This is a genomic window from Morganella sp. HMSC11D09 (assembly GCF_001807955.1).
In the GTDB taxonomy this organism is placed as follows: Bacteria; Pseudomonadota; Gammaproteobacteria; order Enterobacterales; family Enterobacteriaceae; genus Morganella; species Morganella morganii.
The window spans coordinates 6,557-7,894 of record NZ_KV791655.1 but is presented as its reverse complement, the minus strand read 5'-3'; the positions used below and the strand labels follow the sequence as shown (position 1 = coordinate 7,894).

Annotated in this window: 1 protein-coding gene and 1 pseudogene; both read left to right on the top strand. The window is 49.1% G+C overall.

Translation table 11 applies throughout. The annotated features are described in order from the left end of the window. Positions 1 to 32 precede the first annotated feature (32 nt). The gene (locus tag HMPREF3119_RS02105) at positions 33 to 560 is read left to right on the top strand and encodes a terminase small subunit (protein WP_070578228.1); all 528 of its coding nucleotides are present in this window, start codon (positions 33 to 35) and stop codon (positions 558 to 560) included. Between the two features lies 1 nt (position 561). After that, a pseudogene (locus HMPREF3119_RS19605) lies at positions 562 to 1,338 on the top strand (terminase); the annotation flags it as partial.

Here is a 1,338-nt window from a genome sequence, read left to right as displayed (position 1 = left end):
CCGGTGGTTGAGGAAAAGAGCAAGGAATAATTATGGCACTCACAGATAAACAGGAAATGTTTTGTCGTGAGTACCTCGTAGATTTGAACGCTACACAGGCGGCTATTCGTGCGGGGTACAGTGATAAAACTGCGCGAAGTGTCGGGAATGAAAACCTGACAAAACCTGACATCGAAAAACGGATTCAGGAATTAATGAGCAGCCGCAGTGAGCAACTTAAAGTTGATGCTGAATATGTGCTGAGGCGCCTGGTTGAAATAGACCAGATGGATATTCTCGACATTATGACCGATGACATGAGCATAAGGCCGGTCTCCGACTGGCCTGCATCATGGCGACGCTACCTGAGCGGCTTCGACCTTGCTGATATGTTTGAAGGACGTGGTGAAAATCGGGAAATGATCGGCATCCTGAAGAAAATAAAATGGCCTGACAAGGTCAAGAACCTTGAATTGCTCGGTAAGCACATATCTGTCCAGGCATTCCGGGACCAGATTAAAAGCGAGCATGATGTTGTCGGCACTCTCTCTGACCTGATGGACGAACTATCGGGCAAATAATATGAAGCCAGAGCATTTAGCGTTACTGCGTAATAAGCAATGGCGTCTGAATAATCTGTACTGGATCACCGATAAAGAAGGTCATCCGGTTCGCTTCAAAATGACGCCTGAGCAAACAGAATATTTCGAAGGCATCCACAACCGCAATATCATTCTGAAAGCCCGTCAGCTTGGATTCACGACTGAGGTCTGCATTATCCAGCTTGACGCAGCCATATTTGAATCAGCTAAGTGCGCACTGATAGCGCACACCTTACCGGACGCAAAACGCCTGTTCAGGGAGAAGATAAAGTACGCCTACGAGCGACTTCCGGATGAAATCAAAGCGGCCAATCCTGCGAGCAATGACTCTGCCGGTGAGCTGGTATTCAGCAAAGGCGGCTCGGTGACCGTGTCAGTATCATTTCGTGGCGGTACGCTGAGTTATCTGCACGTATCAGAGTTCGGGAAGATATGCGCCAGGCAGCCGGAAAAGGCCCGTGAGATTGTCACAGGAGCGTTTGAGGCTGTATCGACTGAATGCTTCACGACAATTGAAAGTACAGCAGAAGGGCGGGCCGGTTATTTCTTCGATTATTGCCAGCTGGCTGAAAAAGCACTGATGCAGGGCAAATCATTATCTCCGCTGGACTGGAAGTTTTTCTTCTTCTCCTGGTGGAAGAATCCGCAGTACGCAATCGACCCTGTTGAGCAGCTACCGCAGCGCCTGACTGACTATTTTGCTGAGCTATCCGGCAAGTACGGAATTACGCTCAACGACCGGCAGAAAGCCTGGTAC

What these genes read in the sequence shown, in the direction of transcription:
- HMPREF3119_RS02105 (WP_070578228.1), top strand. Translation starts at nt 33, where the DNA reads ATGGCACTCACAGATAAACAGGAAATGTTTTGTCGTGAGTACCTCGTA.